Origin of the sequence: Massilia psychrophila, assembly GCF_002760665.1 — a bacterium.
GTDB lineage: Bacteria > Pseudomonadota > Gammaproteobacteria > Burkholderiales > Burkholderiaceae_D > JAFCUW01.
In genome coordinates this window covers 44772-59395 of sequence record NZ_PDOB01000004.1, presented here as the reverse complement: position 1 = coordinate 59395, position 14624 = coordinate 44772, and the positions used below count along the sequence as shown (strand labels likewise).

Here is a 14624-nt window from a genome sequence, read left to right as displayed (position 1 = left end):
GACCCCGGGGGACTTAAACGGCTTCCGGGCCGGTTTCGCCGGTGCGGATGCGGATCACCTGCTCGACATCCTGGACAAAAATCTTGCCGTCGCCGATCTTGCCGGTGCGTGCGGCCTTGATGATGGCGTCGACTACTTGCTCGGTCATGGCGTCGTCGACCACGACTTCGATCTTTACCTTCGGCAGGAAATCGACGACGTATTCGGCGCCGCGGTACAGCTCGGTATGACCCTTCTGACGGCCGAAACCTTTCACTTCGGTGACCGTCAGGCCGGTGACGTTGACGTCGGCCAGCGCTTCGCGCACTTCGTCAAGCTTGAACGGCTTGATCACGCAGGTAATCTGTTTCATGACTGCTTCCTTTGGTTCTCGGGTTACTCGGGTTATTCAGTACTGCAAATTAAGACGATTGACCGATTTTAACCGATCATGGTGGCGTCGATCCGTGCCGGCCCCTCAGGCCAGGCCTTCGTCGGCCCCGTGCGGAATGCGCTCCAGGTCGGCCATCCAGACTGTCGCTTCGCTATCGCTCGGCGCGCGCCAGTCGCCGCGCGGCGACAGCGAGCCGCCGGTACCGACCTTTGGCCCATTCGGTACGCACGAGCGCTTGAACTGGCTGGTCTTGAAGAAGCGGTACAAAAAGATGCCGAGGTTGCGCTTGATTGCCGCCAGGTCGTATTGGTTGCGCTCGACGTGCTCGCCATTGGGCCAACTGCCACTGTTCCGGTCGCCCCACGCCGCCAGCGCCAGGAACGCTACCTTGGTCGGCGCGAAGCCGTAGCGCAGCGTGTAATACAGGTTGAAGTCCTGCAGCTCGTAGGGGCCGATCACGTCCTGCGTCTTTTGCGCCGGCTCCCCGCCTTGCCCGCCTTTTTTTCCCGGCACCAGTTCGGGGCTGATCTCGGTGTCGACGATCTGTTGCAGCACTTGCGAGCTGGCACCCACCGCGCCGGTCTCGGCGACCCAGCGCACCAGGTGGGAAATCAGCGTTTTCGGCACGCTGGCGTTGACGTTGTAGTGCGACATATGGTCGCCCACGCCGTAGGTGCACCAACCCAGCGCCAGCTCGGACAGGTCGCCGGTGCCGATGACGATGGCGCCATGCAGGTTCGCCAGCCGAAACAAGTGGCTGGTGCGCTCGCCCGCCTGGACGTTTTCGAACGTGACGTCGTAGATTTCCTCACCGCCGGCGTATGGGTGGCCGATATCGGCCAGCATCTGGATGCAGCTCGGCCGGATGTCGATTTCAGCGGCGCTGCAGCCGATCACGGCCATCAGCTCGCGCGCCTGGGCAACCGTGCGTTCGCTGGTCGCGAACCCCGGCATCGTGTAGGCCAGGATGTTTGCGCGCGGCAGCGCCAGCTTGTCCATCGCCCGCGCACACACCAGCAGAGCATGGGTCGAATCGAGGCCGCCCGAAACACCAATGACGACTTTTTTCATGCCGCTGGAGGCGAGCCGCTGCACCAGCGCCTGCACCTGGATGTTATAGACCTCGGTACAGCGCTCGTCGCGCCGGGCCGGGTCCGACGGCACGTACGGGAAGCGCTCGACGTGGCGCATCAAAGCTAGCGGGCGGCCCTGCGCCAGCGCCAGGTCAACGGCGACGACCTCGAATTTGGCGGCCTCGCCGGCGTGGCGCTGCATCGACTGCGCGTACGTCGTCTGGCGCATGCGCTCGCGCGACAGCCGTTCGAGGTCGACGTCGGCGAACAGCAGGTGCGAATCGCCCTGGAAGCGCCCTGACTGGGCCAGCAATTCGCCGTTCTCGCAGATCAGCGACTGGCCGTCCCACGCCATGTCGGTGCTCGATTCGCCGTTTCCGGCCGAGGTGTACAGGTAGGCGGCGATGCAGCGTGCCGACTGCTGCTGCACCAGTTGCCGGCGGTAACCGGCCTTGCCGACCAGCGCGTTCGAGGCCGACAGGTTGACCAGCACCGTGGCGCCGGCCAGCGCGGCGAACGACGACGGTGGAATCGGCACCCAGACGTCTTCGCAGATCTCGACGTGAAAGCGCAGCAGCGGCAGCGCCGCCAGTTCGAACAGCAGGCAGGCGCCGAAGCGGGCTTGCTGGCCGCACAGGGCGACCGTGGTTTCCCGGGCACAGTCGGCGGGGCTGAACTGGCGCGATTCGTAAAATTCGCCGTAGTTGGGCAGGAAGGACTTCGGCACCACGCCGAGGATGCGCCCGCCCGCCACCACCACTGCGCAATTGAACAGCAGGTGCTGGGAGCGCACCGGCATGCCGACGATCATGACGATGCCCAGCACCGCCGATTCTGCGACGATTTGCGCCAGCGCGGCCTCGCAGGCGTCCTGCAAGGCGCGCTGATGGAACAGGTCCTCGCAAGTGTAGGCCGACAGGCCCAGTTCCGGAAACGCCACCAGCACCGCCCCTTGCGCATGGGCCTGGCGCGCCAGGGCGATCGTCTCGGCCGCATTAAACGCCGGATCGGCGACCCGCAGGTGCGGCGTGGCCACGGCGACGCGGGCGAAACCGTGCGTGTATAAGTTGGAGAAGCAGTTGGAAAACAGGTTTTTCATCAAGGGTCGCTCGACCTTTGCCGGCGTGGGCACGGGGCACTGACCCGGCACTGACCCGGGCACTAAACCCGGCGCGCCGGTGCATTGCACCATTTTGCGTAAAATACACCGCGTGGCAGCAGATCTTCGGAGAATGTAAACAATGAATTATCGCACGCATATCGTATCTTCCCTATCCGAGATCGGCGCCCCGGCCTGGGACGGCCTGGCCATGGCGCAAGAGCGCGCCAACCCTTTTTTGTCGTACGCTTTTTTACATGCGCTGCACGAGTCGGGCAGCGCCGGCGAAGACGCCGGCTGGCAGCCGCAATTCATTGCGCTGTACGACGGCGCCACGCTGGCTGCGGCAATGCCGCTATATGTCAAGATGCACTCGTACGGCGAATACGTGTTCGACTGGGCTTGGGCCGACGCCTACCAGCGCAACGGCCTCGACTACTACCCGAAGCTGCTGTCGGCGATCCCGTTCACCCCCGTCACCGGTCCGCGCCTGATGGCAGTCGACGCCAGGGCGCGCGCCGCGCTGATCGAAGTGGTGCGCGCCACCCAGCAGGCATCAAGGATGTCGTCGACCCACATCCTGTACCCGTCCGAGGAAGAGGCGCGTCAGCTGGCCGAGGCCGGATTCATGCTGCGCAGCGGCGTGCAATTTCATTGGCTCAACGCCGGCTACCTTGATTTCGAGGCGTTTCTGGCGACGCTCGAACCAAAGAAGCGCAAGAACATCCGCGCCGAGCGGCGCAAGGTGCGCGAGGCCGGCGTCACCATGCGGCGGGTGCGCGGTATCGACGCCACCGACGCGGACTGGCGGCTGTTCAACCGCTGCTACAAGCATACCTACGCGGCCCACCATTCGACGCCTTACCTGAACCTGGATTTTTTTCAGCGCATCGGCCGCACCATGCCGCAAAACATCCTGCTGGTGATCGCCGAGCGCAACGGCAAACCGGTGGCGTCGTCACTCGTCATCCACTCGCAGGACACGCTGTTCGGCCGCTACTGGGGCGAACTGGAGCACGTGCCCTGCCTGCACTTCGAAACAGCCTACTACCAGCCGCTGGAGTTCTGCATCGAGCAGAACATCGCCGTGTTCGAAGGCGGCGCGCAAGGCGAACACAAGATGGCGCGCGGCTTCCTGCCAACCAGGACCTGGTCGGCCCACTGGCTGGCCCACCCGGCGTTCGCCGACGCCATTGAACGTTTCCTCGAGCGCGAAGCCGGCGGCATCGACGACTATATTGACGAACTGAACGACCGCAACCCGTTCCGCGCGCGCGACTGATCTGCATGTAAACCCGCAGCGCGTCGGCCCTGGACCGTATGCTCAGCGTATTGCCATCGATTCGGCGAGGAAGTAAAAACCGATCTGGGCTACGCCGGCGCCGGCGGGAGCGCCCACGACGACGATCGAGTAAGCGGGCTCTTTCACCAAAGCGCGCAAACTTCGTCGTGCCATGGATAGTCGCTTTGAGTAGCTGGGGAAATAAAAAAAGTATTGCAACACCCATGCCATCGTTGATTCGGGGCGCTTTACCGGCACGGACAAGCCAATCCGTCCGGATGCGGACGATTTCGGTGTTCGCGAACACTGGTGCGCCCGGATCACCGTCGCGAGTTGCCCGATCCTCCTTATAGATTTGCGTAGAAACAACATGTTGCATCTTAACTACGCTACACCCTGATCAGGCGCAAGCCGGATATCCCTGCAAAAACAGCTATTGGAGCCTCGGCTCCCTCTGCGCGAACGCATACCAGACTCGGTCTTGTGCAAAATTGCACATTGGCCGTGCAAGCTGATGGCTTTCACTCAGCATACAAAGCGCGCACACTCCGTTGCATTGCGTATAACCCCTATCGATTAAAAAAGCATAACAACTGAAGGAGACTGAAATGCGTATGTCGAGCAAACAAAAAACGGTGTTGCGTCGTTCTGTCGCGGTCATCATGGCGATCCCCGCCGTGTCATAGACCACGGCATACGCACAAACGGCTGGCGCCACGGAAAACGCCACCGGAGCAATCGAAAAAGTCGTCGTCACCGCGCGCCGCCGGGCCGAGTTGATCCAGGACGTGCCGGGCGCGGTCAGTTCCATCTCCGGCGCCGAGCTGGAGAAGCAGGCGATGCCCGACATCACGGCCGTGGCTAACCTCGTTCCAAGCACCACGCTGAAAGTCTCGCGCGGCACCAACACGACGCTGACCGCCTTCATTCGCGGCATCGGCCAGCAGGATCCGGTCGCCGGCTACGAGCCGGGTGTCGGCATCTACCTCGACGACGTCTACATGGCCCGCCCGCAAGGCGCGCTGACCGACATCTACGACCTTGAGCGGGTCGAGATCTTGCGCGGCCCGCAAGGCACGCTGTACGGCAAGAACACCATCGGCGGCGCCGTCAAGTACGTCACCCGCAAACTGTCGCCGAAGACCACGTTCGGCGTCAAGGCAACGGTCGGCAACTACGGCGAAAAAGACCTGGTGCTCAACGCCACCGTGCCGCTGTCCGACATGCTGCGCATCGGCGGCTCGGTTGCCACCTTCAACCGCGACGGTTTCGGCCAGAACGTCGTCAACGGCAAGGATAACTACAACAAGGAAGCCGTGGCCGGGCGCATCAGCATCGAGCTGACCCCGAGCAGCAACCTGTTCATCCGCTTGTCGAGCGACCGCACGGTCGACGATTCGCAGGCCAAACAAGGCTACCGTCTCACGCCCGGCCCGGCGCCCGCCAGCCTGGCGCCGCTCGAGAACAAGTACGACACCCGCGCCAACCTGTACGCGGTCAACGGCCACGCCCAGCAGGTGATCACCCAGGGCACCGCGCTGCTGGCTGAGTACCAGGTCAATCCGGAACTGTCGTTCAAGTCCGTCACTGCCTACCGCAAATCAAAAAGCTTCGCGCCGATCGACTTCGATTCGCTGGGCACGCCGCTGTTCGAAGCGCCGACGATCTACGCCGACAATCAGAAGAGCCAGGAATTTCAGCTGACCTACACCGGCGCCAAGATCCAGGGCGTGGCCGGGGTGTTCTACATGAAGGCCAATGCATTCAACGAATTCGACGTGCTGATAAACTTTCCGGCCCTCGGCGGCCTGGCAGCGTACACCATGGACGACATCAACAGCAGGACCAAGGCCGTGTTCGCCGATGTCAGCTACAGCGTCACCGATACGTTCAACGTCAACGTCGGCGGCCGTTACACCGACGACCAGCACGACGCGCGCATCTTCAAAAGGACCTACATCGGCCTGGCCGGTTCGCCGACGCTGGGCAATCCCGCCGCCGCCGGTTTAAGCCCCGCCAACACCGACCTCGGACCGGATGCCTTGAACCGTACCGACACCAAGTTCACGCCGAAACTCGGCTTTGGCTGGAAGTTCGCACCTCAACACAATATGTACGGCACCGCTTCGCAAGGCTTCAAGGGCGGCATGTTCGATCCGCGCATGGACCTGACCGGTACCGGCGGGCCGAACACGCTGGCCTCCCAGCTCAAGCGCAAGGGCGTCAATCCGGAAGAAGTCACCGCGTTCGAACTGGGCCTGAAGTCGAGCATGAATGGCGGACGCCTGCAGACCAATGCGGCAGTCTTTTTCACCAAGTACAAAAACGTCCAGATTCCTGGCTCGATCATTACCTACGACGCAGCCGGTAATGCGAACGGCTTCTCCGGTTCGCTCACCAACGCCGGCAAGGCCAAGATCAAGGGCCTGGAACTGGAAGCGATTTCGCAACTGACCAACTCGCTCAACGTCAGCGGCATGTACAGCTACATCGACGCCAAGTATGACGAGTGGCTGGTCGCCAACGGCCCGAACCTGATCAACCTGGCCAGGAATGCCGAGTTCCAGAATACGCCCAAGCACTCGGGCAACCTATCGGCAAGCTACGATTGGCCACTGGTGCTGAGCGGGCGTTCCGGCATGCTGTCGCTGATGAATGGCGTGTCGTACAAGAGCCGCGTGTACCAGACTGAAATCGTCCGCACCGGCAATACCCCTGGGCTTGACGCGTTGGTGCCTGGCAACCTGTTGCTGGCGCAAGATGCCTACACGTTGTGGGATGCGAGCCTGGTCTGGACCAGCGCCGACCGCAAGGTCCAGGTCGGCCTGCACGGTCGCAACCTGACCGACAAGCGCTACAAGGTCGCCGGCTACAATTTCTCCGCCTCCTCCAACACCGTCACTGCGTTCTACGGCGACCCGCGCACGGTGAAGGCGACCGTGAGCCTGAAGTTCTAGGCCAGGTTTGAAGGATTAAAAAATGCTGGATCGAAAAGGGCGCCCGCAAGGCGCCCTTTTTTGGCCGTTAGCTTGCCACCCGTCGTCCTGGCTCAAGCCCTGCGCGTTTTCGGCCGGGCGATACCCGCCGCGCCATCGGCATGCACAAACAAGTCCGGCTGCGCATCGGCATACTCGCGCAGCAGGTTCCACACCGCGCGCACCCGCGGCAGCCGATACAGGTCGACCGGCGCCACCATCCAGTAAGCCCGCTCGGCAAACACCTCGCCCTGCAGGATCGGCACCAGCCGGCCATCGTCGGCAATAACGTACGGCGGCGCCATCATCAGCCCCAGCCCCGCTGCTGCCGCTTCGGCCTGCGCCATCATGCCGGTGCAGCACAGGCGCCGGCGCGGCGTGAAGCCGAGCGCGTCGAGAAAATTGAGCTCGTTGCTGGCCAGCCGGTCCTGCACGTAATCGACGAAATCATGACCGGCCAGGTCGGACTGGCGCAGGATCGGCGGATGGCGTGCCAGGTAGTCGGGCGCGCCATACAGGTACAGGCGAAACGTCGCCAGCCGCGTTACCATGTAGCGGCCGGTGTTGGGCGCGTCCAGCGTCACGCCGAGGTCGGCCTCGCGGTTGGCCAAATTGGCAAAGCGCGGCTGCACCAGCAGGTCGATCGACAGGTCGGGATGCTCGGCCAGAAAGCGCGCCAGCAGCGGCGTGATGACGCGCACCCCCAGCACTTCCGGCACGCCGAGGCGCACCACGCCGCGCACTTCGACCTGGTTGCCGCTCAACTGGTCCTGGGCCGCCAGCGCCGCGCTTTCCATCACTTCGGCATGCGGCAGCAGCGCCAGCCCCATCTCGGTCAGCTCGTAACCCTCGCGCGAACGGTCGAACAAGGTCGAGCCGAGCTGCGCTTCGAGACGGTCGATGCGGCGCGCTACCGTCGTGTGTTCGACTTCCAGCCCGCGCGACGCGCCGGACAGCGTGCCGGTGCGGGCAAGCTCGAGGAAGTAGCGCAGATCGGTCCACTCAGGCAAAGTTTTCATACGGCCCATTGTGCATCAGTGCACAGCGGTATGGCAATTTTTTCATTGCCGCCCTTGCGGCGGTGCTACCGGGACGGGCCTAGGCCTGCGAAGTAGCATTGTGCATAAATGCACAAAGGGTGGGCGCTGCCCTGTCTTTCGAACAGCGCTATTTTGGCGCACACTGCAACGCAATCGACAACCCATCACCACGGCGCCCGCGTGTCCAATCATATGTCCAACTACACCGAGACAAGCTTTACCAGCACCGATGGCCTGCGGCTGTATGCGCGCGATTATGCGCCGTGCGGCGGGCCGGCGCGCCTGCCCGTCATCTGCATCCACGGCCTGACGCGCAACTCGGCCGACTTCGACGAACTGGCGCCATGGATCGCGGACCAGGGCCGGCGCGTGCTGGCCATCGACGTGCGCGGCCGCGGTCATTCGGCCTACGATCCCGACCCAAGCCACTATAACCTGATGGTGTACGCCGACGACGTCGTCAAACTGGCCCACGACCTGGGCATCGGGCGCGCCGTCTTCATCGGTACCTCGATGGGCGGCCTGATCACCATGACGCTGGCGATGCGGCACCTGAACCTGGTTGCCGCGGCGGTCCTCAACGACGTCGGCCCGGCGCTGTCGCCGCGCGGCCTGCAGCGCATCGCCAGCTACGCCGGCAAGGGCGAAGTGCTGGCGTCGTGGGGCGACGCCGCCGACTACGTGCGCGAGATTAACCAGAGCGCCTTCCCGGACAATACCGCAGAAGATTGGGCGCGCTGGGCGCGCCGCGCCTTCAGCGAAACGGCGCCCGGCCAGTTTGGCATGCGCTACGACCCGCGCATCGCCGATTCGATTCGCCCCGACAAACTGAAACCGTCGTCGGTGCTGGCGCGCTTTGCCTTTCGCCGCCTGGCGCGCAACCGCCCCACCCTGCTGGTGCGCGGCGCCCTGTCCGACCTGATCGAAAACGAACAGCTTGCGCTGATGCGCGCCGCGGCGCCCAAGATGGCGTACGCCGAAGTGCCGAACGTCGGCCACGCGCCGATGCTGACCGAGACGGCGGCCCAGGCCGCGCTGCGCGGTTTCCTCGGGCAGGTCGATTGAACGGCCACGCCACATCCATGAAGCTGGCCGGCAAGGTCATCGTCGTCACCGGCGGCGCACAAGGCATCGGCCTGGCGATTGCCGAACGCTGCGCCGAAAATGGCGCCAGCGTGGCGCTGTGGGACTACCAGGCTGACGCTATCGCCGGCGCGCTCGAACGCATCGGCGAGCGCTCACCGCGCGCCCAGGCGGCCGGCTTTATCGTCGACGTTTCGGACCTGGCGGCGGTGCAGGACGCCGTCAAGGCGACGCTGGCGCGGTTCGGGCGCATCGACGGCCTGGTCAACAACGCCGGCTTGGTGGCCGACGCCCAACTGAGCAAAATGAGCGAAGCGCAGTGGGACCGCGTCATCGACGTCAACCTGAAAGGCGTCTTCAACTGCACCCGCGCCGCCGTCGACGCCCTGCTCGCCAGCACCGGCGCGATCGTCAACATCTCGTCGATCGTCGGCCTGTCGGGTAATGTCGGCCAGACCAACTACGCCGCCGCCAAGGCCGGGGTGCTGGGCATGAGCAAGACCTGGGCGCGTGAGCTCGGACGCAAGGGCGTGCGCAGCAACGCGATCTGCCCGGGTTTTATCGAAACACCGATCCTTTCTAAAATGCCGGTGCGGCTGATCGCCGAGATGGTCGCGCAGATCCCGCAAAAGCGCATGGGCCAACCGCGCGAAGTCGCTGCCGCTGCAGTTTTTTTGCTATCGGCGGAAGCGAGCTACATTAACGGTGCCACGCTCGAAATCACGGGCGGACTGACACTTTGAAGGAGACAAGAAAATGACAAAACTAATTCCCACGCTGATACCGTTGCTGATTGCCGCCGCCTTGGCCCCGGCCCTGGCCCAGGGCCAAGATTTGAAAGTGGCCCTCATCGCCGGCAAGACCGGCGCCCTCGAGACCTATGCCAAGGAGACCGAGACCGGCTTCATGATGGGGCTCGAGTACCTCACCGGCGGCAAGATGGAAATCAACGGCCGCAAGCTCAAGGTGATCGTCAAGGACGACCAGAGCAAACCGGACCTCGGCCGCACCCTGCTGGCCGAAGCGTATGGCGACGACAAGGTCGACATCGCGGTCGGCACCAGCTCGTCCGGTTCGGCCATTGCGATGCTGCCGGTGGCGCTCGAATACAAGAAGGTGCTGATTATCGAGCCGGCGGTGGCCGATGCGATCACCGGCGACAAATGGAACCGCTACATTTTCCGCACCGCGCGCAGCTCGATGCAGGACGCACTGGCCGCGGCCATGGTCTCGCCGGCCGGCAGTTACGCCTTCCTGGCCCAGGATTACGCTTTTGGGCGCGACGCCGTCAAAGCCGCCAAGGAAGCGCTGATCGCCGCCGGCGGCAAGGCCAAGGTGGTGCATGAGGAATATGCGCCGGTCGCCACCACCGACTTCACCTCCTCGGCCCAGCGCATCTTCGACGCCTTGAAGGACAAGCCGCTGCCGCGCGTGCTGTCGATCGTCTGGGCCGGCCCGCACCCGATGAACAAGGTGGCCGACATGAAGCCTGAGCGCTACAGCATCACACTGGCGCCGAACGGCAACATCCTGCCGGTGATGAAGACCTGGAAGAGCTTCGCCGGTACCCAGGGCACCATCTATTATTACTATGCCTTCCCGAAAAACAAGATGAACGACTGGCTGGTGGCCGAACACACCAGGCGCTTCAAGACGCCGCCGGACGTATTTACCGCCGGCGGCTTCGCGGCGGCCAGCGCAGTGCACACGGCATTGTCGAAGGCCGGCTCGGGTGACAGCGAAAAGCTGATTAAAACGATGGAAGGCATGGAATTCGAGACACCGAAAGGAAAAATGAGCTTCCGCAAGGAAGACCACCAGGCGATCCAGCCGATGTACCACTTCCGCATCAAGAAGGAGCAGAAGAACGAGTGGGACCTGCTCGAACTGGTGCGCGAAATCCCGGCTGGCGAAATGCCGCTGCCGATCCGTAACAAGCGCTGACATGGTGGCCAGCAGCTTGTTGGAACAAGCAATGGGTCCAACGCCGGCGCCGGCGCCCTCCTTGTCGACCCGCGACCTGACGATCCGCTTCGGCGGGCATATCGCGGTAAACGCGGTCAGCGCCGATTTTTATCCCGGCACGCTGACCGTCATCGTCGGCCCCAACGGCGCCGGCAAGACCACCTACTTTAATTTAATGTCGGGCCAGCTGCCGGCTACGTCGGGTAGCGTACACCTGAACGGCGTCGACATCACCGGCACGGGCGCGGCGCGCCGCACCCAGCTCGGCATCGGCCGCGCGTTCCAGCTCACTAACCTGTTCCCCAACCTGACGGTGCTGGAAAACGTCAGGCTGGCGGTGCAAAGCCACCAGCGCGTCGGCATGAACATGTTCTCGGTCTGGTCCGGCCACAAGGAGCTGATCGAGCGCGCCGGCCATTACCTTGAACGGGTGGCGCTTCAAACTAAGCGCGATGCCCGCGTGGCGGCGCTGTCGCACGGCGACAAGCGCAAGCTCGAGGTGGCGATTTTGCTCGCGCTCGAGCCGGCCGTCATGATGTTCGACGAGCCGACCGCCGGCATGAGCGTCGACGAAGTGCCGGTGGTGCTCGACCTGATCCACCAGGTCAAGGCCGAGCGCAACAAGACCATCCTGCTGGTCGAGCACAAGATGGACGTGGTGCGCTCGCTGGCGGACCGCATCATCGTGCTGCACAACGGCGCGCTGGTCGCCGACGGCAATCCGGCCGCAGTGATGGCCTCGCAGATCGTACAGGAAGCCTATCTTGGAACACCCGAACATGTCTGAGCCCACCGCGCCTGCGCCGGCCGCTGCGGCCCCCCTGCTGACGCTGTCCGGCGTGCACACCCACATCGGCCAGTACCATATCCTGCAAGGCGTTGACCTGCAAGTGCCGCGCGGCGGTCTGGCGGTGCTGTTGGGCCGCAACGGCGCCGGCAAGACCACACTGCTGCGCACCATCATGGGACTGTGGCAGGCGAGCGCCGGCAGCGTGAAATTCGACGGCCGCGAAATCGGCAAACTGGCCACCCCCGACATCGCCCAGGCCGGCATCGCCTACGTGCCCGAATCGATGGCCGTGTTTTCCGAGCTGACTGTGCGCGAGAACATGCTGCTGGCGGCGCGCAACGGTCCGCTCGACGAGGCCCGGGTCGAATGGATCTTCGGCTTCTTTCCGGCCTTGAAAAAATTCTGGCACTACCCGGCCGGCAACCTGTCCGGCGGCCAGAAGCAGATGGTGGCGATCGCCCGCGCGATTGCCGAGCCGCGCAAGCTGCTGCTGGTCGACGAGCCGACCAAAGGACTCGCCCCGGCCATCATCCAGAGCCTGATCGCCGCCTTTCGCGAGCTGAAGGAAACCGACACCACGATTTTGCTGGTCGAGCAGAATTTCAGCTTCGTCAAGTCGCTCGGCGACACTGTCGCGGTGATGGACGACGGCCGCATCGTCCACGCCGGCGCCATGCGCGACCTGGTCGACAACCAGGACCTGCAACAGCGCCTGCTCGGCCTCTCGCTCGACTCCCACCAATAGGACCAGCATATGACTTCTCTCGTTCCGCCCCCGATGCCGCAAGCGCGGACGCCGGTGTCCGCGCTTGGCCCCGACACGGCGCTGCCGGCGGCCAAGCGCGACATCGCGCCGCTGCTGCTGGTGCCGGTGCTGATGCTGGCCATGCTGCCGTTCGTCGGCAGCTTCCCGACCTGGGTCACCCTCACCGTTGCGGGCCTGGCGATGGGCATGATGATTTTTATTATGTCGAGCGGCCTGACCCTGGTGTTCGGCTTGATGGACGTACTTAATTTCGGCCACGGCGCGTTTGTCGCGGTCGGCGCCTACGCCGCCACCATGGTGCTGCTGCCGATGCACGGCTGGCTCGAAGCCGACTCCCTGTTGATGAACCTGGCGGTGCTGGCACTGGCGATGCTGGTGGCGATGTTTGTCACCGGCCTGCTCGGCTGGGCGTTCGAGCGCATCATCATCATGCCGGTGTACGGCCAGCACCTGAAACAGATCCTGATCACGATGGGCGGCATGATCGTCGCCGAACAACTGATCATCGTGGTATGGGGCGCCGACCAGGTGCCGCTGCCACTGCCGACGAGCCTGCGCGGCGCCATCGTGCTGGGCGACGCGGCGATCGAAAAATACCGGTTAGTGGCCGTGGTGGTCGGGCTGCTGGTGTTCGCCGCCATGTTCCTGGTGCTGAACCGCACCAAGATCGGCTTGTTGATCCGCGCCGGCGTCGAGAACCGCGAAATGGTCGAGGCGCTCGGCTACCGCATCCGCCGCCTGTTCGTCGCGGTGTTCGCGGCCGGCTCGGCGCTGGCAGGCCTGGGCGGGGTGATGTGGGGGTTTTACAAGGAAACCCTTACCGCATCGATGGGCAGCGAGATCATGGTGATGATCTTCATCGTCATCATCATCGGCGGCCTGGGTTCGGTCGGCGGCTGCTTCATCGGCGCGCTGCTGATGGCGCTGGTGACCAATTACGTCGGCTTCCTGGAGCCGAAGGTGGCGCTGGTATCGAACATCCTCTTGATGATCGGGGTGCTGATGTGGCGCCCGGCCGGCCTGTTTTCCAACGCACGGCGCTAGGATAAGTTTATGAGCATTTCTGTAGTCAACCGACTTTTCTCCGGCGACCTGCCGCGCAGCCGTGCGCTCGGCGCCGCCCTGGTGCTGATCTTCCTTGGCCTGGCGCTGGCGCCCTTCCTCACTGCCGGCGCGCGCCCGCTCAACACCGCGGCCACCATTTGCATCTACATCGTGCTGGTCGCGTCCTACGACCTGCTGCTCGGCTACAGCGGCATCGTCTCGTTCGCTCACACGATGTTCTTCGGGATCGGCGCATACGGCATCGGCCTGGGCTTGTCGAGCGCCGGCCCGACCTGGTCCGGCGCGCTGGTGGGCCTGGTTCTCGCTTTGCTGCTGACGATCGTGCTGGCCCTTATCGTCGGCCTGTTCGCGCTGCGCGTGCGGGCCATCTTCTACGCCATGATTACCTTGGCGGTGGCGTCGTCGTTCGCGGTGCTGGCGTCGCAGCTGTCGGATTTTACCGGCGGCGAAGACGGCAAGACCTTCAGCGTGCCCGAACTGCTCTCGCCCGGTTTCCGGTTGATCGAAAACGACATCGCCGGGCGCGCCATCGACGGCAAGCTGGTGACCTATTACATCGTCTTTTTCGGCTGCCTGGCGCTATTCCTGTTCTTGCTGCGGCTGGTGAATTCGCCGTTCGGCCGGGTGCTGCAGGCGATCCGCGAAAACGAGTTCCGCGCCGAGGCGCTCGGCTACCGCACGGTGCTGTACCGCATCTGGGCCAACGTGCTGGCCGCGCTGGTGGCGGCGCTGGCCGGCGCGCTGATGGCGCTGTGGCTGCGCTACGTCGGCCCGAAAACCATGCTCGGCTTCGAGGTGATGACCGACATCCTGCTCATCGTCGTCATCGGCGGCATGGGCACCATGTACGGCGCGGTGATCGGCGCCACCTTGTTCATCCTGGCGCAGAACTACCTCAAGACGCTGATGGCCGACAGCGCCTCGGCTCTGACCGGCATCCCGTTCCTGGCCGAGGCCCTGCATCCCGACCGCTGGATGCTATGGCTTGGCGTGCTGTTCGTGCTGTCGATTTATTTTTTCCCGACCGGGATTGTCGGCAAGCTGCGCGGGAACCGGGCGCAGCACTAAAAGCGTTTTTTGCCCCATGCCCGGCCGTACCGGCGGTTGGTGAAC

At 63.9% G+C, this 14624-nt stretch carries 13 protein-coding genes; 9 read left to right on the top strand and 4 right to left on the bottom strand.

All coding sequences use genetic code 11. From position 1 onward, the window contains the following. Positions 1-13 precede the first annotated feature (13 nt). Together CR103_RS04335 and CR103_RS04330 are read right to left on the bottom strand one after the other, a co-directional pair. Positions 14-352 (bottom strand): P-II family nitrogen regulator, encoded by a 339-nt coding sequence (locus tag CR103_RS04335; RefSeq protein ID WP_099914787.1) that lies wholly within the window; start codon positions 350-352, stop codon positions 14-16. A gap of 105 nt (positions 353-457) precedes the next feature. Beyond that, positions 458-2545: an NAD(+) synthase gene (locus tag CR103_RS04330; protein ID WP_099914786.1), complete on the bottom strand. Its 2088-nt coding sequence runs from the start codon at positions 2543-2545 to the stop codon at positions 458-460. Positions 2546-2687: 142 nt separating this feature from the next. On the opposite strand from CR103_RS04330, the gene CR103_RS04325 reads away from it, so the two are divergent. Then, positions 2688-3827, top strand: coding sequence for a GNAT family N-acetyltransferase (locus CR103_RS04325; RefSeq protein ID WP_099914785.1), 1140 nt, complete (start codon positions 2688-2690; stop codon positions 3825-3827). Between the two features lie 42 nt (positions 3828-3869). On the opposite strand, the gene CR103_RS23810 is transcribed toward CR103_RS04325, so the two are convergent. Beyond that, positions 3870-4001 (bottom strand): hypothetical protein, encoded by a 132-nt coding sequence (locus CR103_RS23810; protein WP_267873968.1) that lies wholly within the window; start codon positions 3999-4001, stop codon positions 3870-3872. 602 nt (positions 4002-4603) lie between these two features. Here CR103_RS23810 and CR103_RS04320 point away from each other — a divergent pair. Beyond that, positions 4604-6784, top strand: a complete 2181-nt coding sequence (locus CR103_RS04320; protein ID WP_180279268.1) for a TonB-dependent receptor — start codon at positions 4604-4606, stop codon at positions 6782-6784. A gap of 92 nt (positions 6785-6876) precedes the next feature. Here CR103_RS04320 and CR103_RS04315 read toward each other — a convergent pair whose 3' ends face one another. Further along, positions 6877-7821, bottom strand: coding sequence for a LysR family transcriptional regulator (locus tag CR103_RS04315; protein ID WP_099914783.1), 945 nt, complete (start codon positions 7819-7821; stop codon positions 6877-6879). A 201-nt stretch (positions 7822-8022) separates the two neighbouring features. Here CR103_RS04315 and CR103_RS04310 point away from each other — a divergent pair, with 201 nt between their 5' ends. Genes CR103_RS04310 through CR103_RS04280 form a run of 7 tightly spaced genes read left to right on the top strand, consistent with a single transcriptional unit; the run spans position 8023 to position 14579 of the window. Further along, positions 8023-8907, top strand: a complete 885-nt coding sequence (locus CR103_RS04310; RefSeq protein ID WP_229442762.1) for an alpha/beta fold hydrolase — start codon at positions 8023-8025, stop codon at positions 8905-8907. Next, positions 8904-9668 carry a 3-oxoacyl-ACP reductase FabG gene (fabG, locus tag CR103_RS04305; protein ID WP_307719672.1) on the top strand — a complete coding sequence of 255 codons (765 nt, stop codon included), beginning with the start codon at positions 8904-8906 and terminating at the stop codon, positions 9666-9668. The genes CR103_RS04310 and fabG overlap by 4 nt, the downstream gene beginning before the upstream one ends. 13 nt (positions 9669-9681) lie before the next feature. Then, on the top strand, positions 9682-10869 hold the full coding sequence (locus tag CR103_RS04300) for a substrate-binding domain-containing protein (RefSeq protein WP_099914780.1): 1188 nt from the start codon (positions 9682-9684) through the stop codon (positions 10867-10869). A 31-nt stretch (positions 10870-10900) separates the two neighbouring features. Next, positions 10901-11677 (top strand): ABC transporter ATP-binding protein, encoded by a 777-nt coding sequence (locus CR103_RS04295; RefSeq protein WP_099914879.1) that lies wholly within the window; start codon positions 10901-10903, stop codon positions 11675-11677. Beyond that, positions 11670-12425, top strand: a complete 756-nt coding sequence (locus CR103_RS04290; RefSeq protein ID WP_099914779.1) for an ABC transporter ATP-binding protein — start codon at positions 11670-11672, stop codon at positions 12423-12425. Before CR103_RS04295 ends, CR103_RS04290 begins: the two co-directional genes overlap by 8 nt. Positions 12426-12458: 33 nt before the next feature. Further along, positions 12459-13490 (top strand): branched-chain amino acid ABC transporter permease, encoded by a 1032-nt coding sequence (locus CR103_RS04285; protein WP_099914778.1) that lies wholly within the window; start codon positions 12459-12461, stop codon positions 13488-13490. Positions 13491-13499: 9 nt separating this feature from the next. Beyond that, positions 13500-14579 carry a branched-chain amino acid ABC transporter permease gene (locus CR103_RS04280; RefSeq protein ID WP_099914777.1) on the top strand — a complete coding sequence of 360 codons (1080 nt, stop codon included), beginning with the start codon at positions 13500-13502 and terminating at the stop codon, positions 14577-14579. Positions 14580-14624: the final 45 nt, after the last annotated feature.